The following is a 4,585-nucleotide window of genomic DNA, read 5'->3' as shown; positions in this document are numbered from 1 at the left end:
CCTTCATCGGGGACGTACGCGGCGAAGGCTTGATGCTCGGCATCGAGATCGTCGCCGATCGCGCCACGCGTACTCCGTTTGACCCCTCCCTGGAGGCAGGGCCGACCTTTGACCGGATTGCCTACGAAAACGGCCTGATCGGCCGCTGCATGGGTGATACGCTGGGCTTCTCTCCGCCGCTGATCGTGACTGAATCGGATATCGACCAGATCGCGGAACGTTGTGAAGCGAGCCTGAAGAAGTTGCAGGCGGCGCTGCCGGTCTAAGGCCCGCAGTCATCTGGTGCGGCGGAGGCGTTCGCCGGAGCCGCAGTGCACCCGGACCCGAGGCGTCCTAGCCTCGGTCATTGGCGAAGAAATCGGGGAAATCCTCCATCGCCGCGGCGATGATGCGCAGCGACGCGGCGATCCGCAGCATCTCTCCGGTGCCGTTCCGGCGGGCGATGCCTGCCGCATATTGCCGGGCGACGGCGACCGTCGATGTGCTGGGATCGCCGGGAGCCCGGAAGAGCAGTTCGCGTGCCAGTCCTGTCAGGAAGTTGGATATCGAGGTCGCTGTCTCCGGCGGGATGGCCTGGCTCTGGCTGGCGTTGCGCAGCCGCAGGACTTCAAGGCCGACGGTGACTGCGGCGACGCTGCCGCCGAGCACGGCATCGCCCTTCCTGCCGGAATTCTGCACCAACGGCATCAGCTGGTTGACCCGGTCGTAGGCAAGGCTCTCGAAGGCGGAACGCCTGGGGACGCGCTCATGCAGGCAAAGCCGCGCCAGATCCTGGCGCATCGCGCGCACGATGCGGTTGGCCACAAGCCATGGGTCGACCGGCAGCACAACGATGAAGACCCCGATCGCAAGCAGGATACCGACCAGGATTGACGCCGAGCCGGCCAGGAACGGTCCAGGATCGTAGACCATCGCCTGGTGCGGACTGAGGAAGGCGAGGAAGTTGATGGCAAAAGCGGTCGCCACGCCGACATGGCGCGGGTTGGCCATGGCCAGGGCCGCCGGCACAAGGATAGGCACGACAAAGAGCGTGAACCAGCCGAAGCCGGGGAGGACGGGCAACGCGATCTGCCCGACGAGAAAGGCAAAAGGCAAAGCCAGCAGCGTCCCCTTGAAAAACCCCCAGGCGACCTGCACCGGATCGGGGCGGGGCGCGAACAGGCTCGATACGACAGCGACAAGGATGACCGTGCCCGCTGCCTCCGACCATTTCGTGGTCAGCCAGAACGCCGCGACAAGCAGCGTCGCCAGGGCCGCGCGGACCGCGTTGCGCAAAGCACCGGGATAGTCCCGATGCACGACCAGAGCGGGTTGGCGGCCGCTCCGAAGAGGCCGCCCGACAGGATCGCGCAGGGCGTCGAGACCACGCAGCACCTGTTTGAGGGCCTCAGCGAAATCGGCGGCGATGGTCAGGCGCGTGATGGTGCCGACCCTGTCCTCGCCCATGTCGGTCGACGGATCGGGCATCCGCCGTGCCTCGGCCGAGAGCGCATCGAGCCGTTTTACCCAGGGCGCGGTGTCGTCCAGCGCCCCCGGCGTCGAAACCAGATCGCCGACCAGGGATTGCAGTTCACCCCGCACCGGCAAGAGTGCCGCGTTTCTCGGCGCCGCGTGCGAATGCAGCGCGCGCGCCGCCGATAGCGCCGAAAGAAGCTGGCCGATGGTGCGCCGCACCGGATGGGCGCGTGGCGCGAAGCTCGGCGCCTCGAGCCTGGCATAGGCGCGCATCTCGGCAAGCGTCTCGGTGTCGGCGACAAGCTTTCTGTGCAGACCGGCAAGCGTCGCCAAATCGCCGCCGGAAAAGGCGCCGCCGGCATAGGTGGCAAGGTCGAGAATGCAGCGCTTCAACCGCGAGACGAGGGCCTCGCTAGCCAGTTTCGGCAAGATCAGCCTGCTGGTCACGCCGGCGCATACGATGCCGACCACGATCTCGGCGCAGCGCGCGACGGCGAGGTCGACGATGAGCTGCGGCTGTCCGAAGGCGGGCAGGCTTATGATCATCGCGGTGTAGCCGGCAAGGGCGGCGCCGTAGGCCTCGGGGTTGCGCAGCAGCGACGAGACGAATGTACAGATGCCGATCCAGACGGCAAGCGCGGTGACCAGCACCCAGGGGTTGGTGCCGAACACGGTTGATATGCCGATAGCCGCGATGCCGCCCGCCAACGTGCCCAGCAGACGGTAGAAGCCTTTCGCCAGCACCATGCCGGCAACCGGCTGGGCGACGATAAACACGGTCATCATCGCCCATTGCGGATGATCGAGCTTGAGCGCGTAGGCGACGAGCAGCGCGATCAGGCCGGCTGAAACGGTACGCAGGGCGAAAATCCAGTCCGAGCGCGTCGGCTGGGTCAGACCAGTGAAGCTCGCTTCAAGGAAATTCGTCAACCGCGACCGGTTCACACGCCCATCTCCGTAACCGAGCTGTTATGGACCGGCGAGCGGCTAGATATCCAGCACTTCCGTCTCGGCGAACTCGGCGCGTTCCTGGATGAAGCGGAAGCGGGCTTCCGGCTTGGTGCCCATCAGCGCGTCGACCGCGTCCTTCGTCGCGGCCTCGGCGTCGATGACGTCGATCCTGAGCAGCGTGCGCTTCCTCGGATCCATCGTGGTTTCCTTGAGCTGGGCGGCCATCATTTCGCCCAGTCCCTTGAAGCGGCCAAGCTCGACCTTGCCGCGACCGGTGAACTCGGTGCGCAGGAGCTCGTCCTTGTGGGCGTCGTCACGGGCATAGGCGACCTTGCCGCCTTGCCTGATCGAGTAAAGCGGCGGCACGGCGAGGTAGAGATGGCCGCCGCGCACCAGCGCCGGCATCTCCTGGTAGAAGAAGGTGATCAGCAGCGAGGCGATATGCGCACCGTCGACATCGGCATCGGTCATGATGATGACGCGGTCGTAGCGCAGATCCTCATCACGGTATTTCGACCGGGTGCCACAGCCCAGCGCCTGGATCAGGTCCGATATCTGCTGGTTGGCGGCCAGCTTGTCGTTGCCGGCGCTGGCCACGTTGAGGATCTTTCCGCGCAGCGGCAAGACCGCCTGGCTGGCGCGGTCTCGCGCCTGCTTGGCCGAGCCGCCGGCCGAGTCACCTTCGACGATGAAGAGTTCGGCGCCGGCGGCGGCGTTCTGCGTGCAGTCGGCGAGCTTGCCCGGCAGACGCAGCTTGCGCACCGCGCTCTTGCGCGACACTTCCTTTTCCTGGCGGCGCCGCACCCGCTCGTCGGCACGCGCGATCACCCATTCGAGCAGCTTCGACGCTTCCTGCGGATTGTCTGCCAGCCAATGGTCGAACGGGTCGCGGATCGCGGTCTCGACGATGCGGATCGCCTCGATCGTCGCCAGCCTGTCCTTGGTCTGGCCGACGAATTCCGGCTCGCGGATGAATACCGACAGCATGCCCGCCGCCGAAATCATGACGTCTTCCGAGGTGACTATCGAGGCGCGCTTGTTGCCGACGAGATCGGCATAGGCGCGCAGCCCGCGCGTCAGCACATTGCGGAAGCCGGCCTCATGGGTGCCGCCTTCGCCGGTCGGAATGGTGTTGCAGTAGGAATTCACGAAGCCGTCGCCGCCGAACCAGGTCACCGCCCATTCGAGCGAGCCATGGCCGCCTTGCTTTTCGCTCTTGCCCGCAAAGATCTCGCGCGTCACCTGGAAATCGTCGCCGAGCGACGCTTTCAGATAATCCTTAAGGCCGCCCGGGAAATGGAATGCCGCCTTCGGCGGCGTCTGGTCTTTTTCCTTGATCAGCGCAGGGTCGCAGGTCCAGCGGATTTCGACGCCGCCGAACAGATAGGCCTTCGAGCGCGTCATGCGGTAAAGCCGGGCCGGCTCGAACGCGGCGCCCTTGCCGAAGATCTGCTCGTCGGGATGGAAGCGGATCTTGGTGCCGCGTCGGTTATGGACTTCGCCGAGTTGCTCCAGGCCGGTCACCGGCACGCCGCGCGAGAATCTCTGGCGGTAGAGCTGGCGGCCGCGCGCGACCTCGACCTCGAGATGGTCCGAGAGCGCGTTGACGACGGACACGCCGACGCCGTGCAAGCCGCCGGAGGTCTCGTAGACCTTCGAGTCGAACTTGCCGCCCGAATGCAGCGTCGTCATGATCACTTCGAGGGCGGGCTTCTTGAATTTCGGATGCGGGTCGACGGGAATGCCGCGGCCATTGTCGGTGACGGCGAGGTAGCCGTCTGCCGAAAGTTCGACATCGATGAAGGTGGCATGGCCGGCGACCGCCTCGTCCATGGAATTGTCGATGACCTCGGCGAACAGGTGGTGCATCGCCTTGTCGTCAGTGCCGCCGATATACATGCCTGGCCGGCGCCGGACCGGCTCCAGTCCCTCCAGCACCTCGATGTCGGCAGCGCTATAGCCCTCGCTGCCATCCTTGGCCGCAACAGGACGCTTGGTGGCTTGCACCAGCGGATCAGCCGGGCGCGCCGGTGCGCGAGCCGGTTGCGGCTGCTTGTCCAGGTTGCCGAAAAGGTCGTTGTTATCGTCCATGCCTGCCCAACAATCCGGTGCCGCGAATCACCGCCGATACTGCCACGCTTTTCAACGCCAGGCGACGGAAGTTCCTGTTACGTTCGGG

General features: G+C 65.6%; 3 protein-coding genes. 1 reads left to right on the top strand and 2 read right to left on the bottom strand.

The window, feature by feature from the left end; translation table 11 throughout:
- On the top strand, positions 1-266 hold a 266-nt coding region (locus WC739_RS23070), incomplete at its 5' end, for an aminotransferase class III-fold pyridoxal phosphate-dependent enzyme (RefSeq protein ID WP_372955310.1).
- 67 nt (positions 267-333) lie between these two features.
- Here WC739_RS23070 and WC739_RS23065 read toward each other — a convergent pair.
- Together WC739_RS23065 and parE are read right to left on the bottom strand one after the other, a co-directional pair.
- Positions 334-2,400 carry an FUSC family protein gene (locus WC739_RS23065; RefSeq protein ID WP_372955309.1) on the bottom strand — a complete coding sequence of 689 codons (2,067 nt, stop codon included), beginning with the start codon at positions 2,398-2,400 and terminating at the stop codon, positions 334-336.
- 42 nt (positions 2,401-2,442) lie between these two features.
- On the bottom strand, positions 2,443-4,497 hold the full coding sequence (gene parE / locus WC739_RS23060; RefSeq protein WP_372955308.1) for a DNA topoisomerase IV subunit B: 2,055 nt from the start codon (positions 4,495-4,497) through the stop codon (positions 2,443-2,445).
- Positions 4,498-4,585 lie beyond the last annotated feature (88 nt).

It is taken from the genome of Mesorhizobium sp., assembly GCF_041661565.1.
Lineage (GTDB): Bacteria > Pseudomonadota > Alphaproteobacteria > Rhizobiales > Rhizobiaceae > Mesorhizobium.
This window is presented reverse-complemented; position numbering and strand designations above follow the sequence as displayed.

Excerpts from the sequence above, each read along its gene's own strand:
- parE (WP_372955308.1), bottom strand. The coding sequence starts at position 4,497 with ATGGACGATAACAACGACCTTTTCGGCAACCTGGACAAGCAGCCGCAA.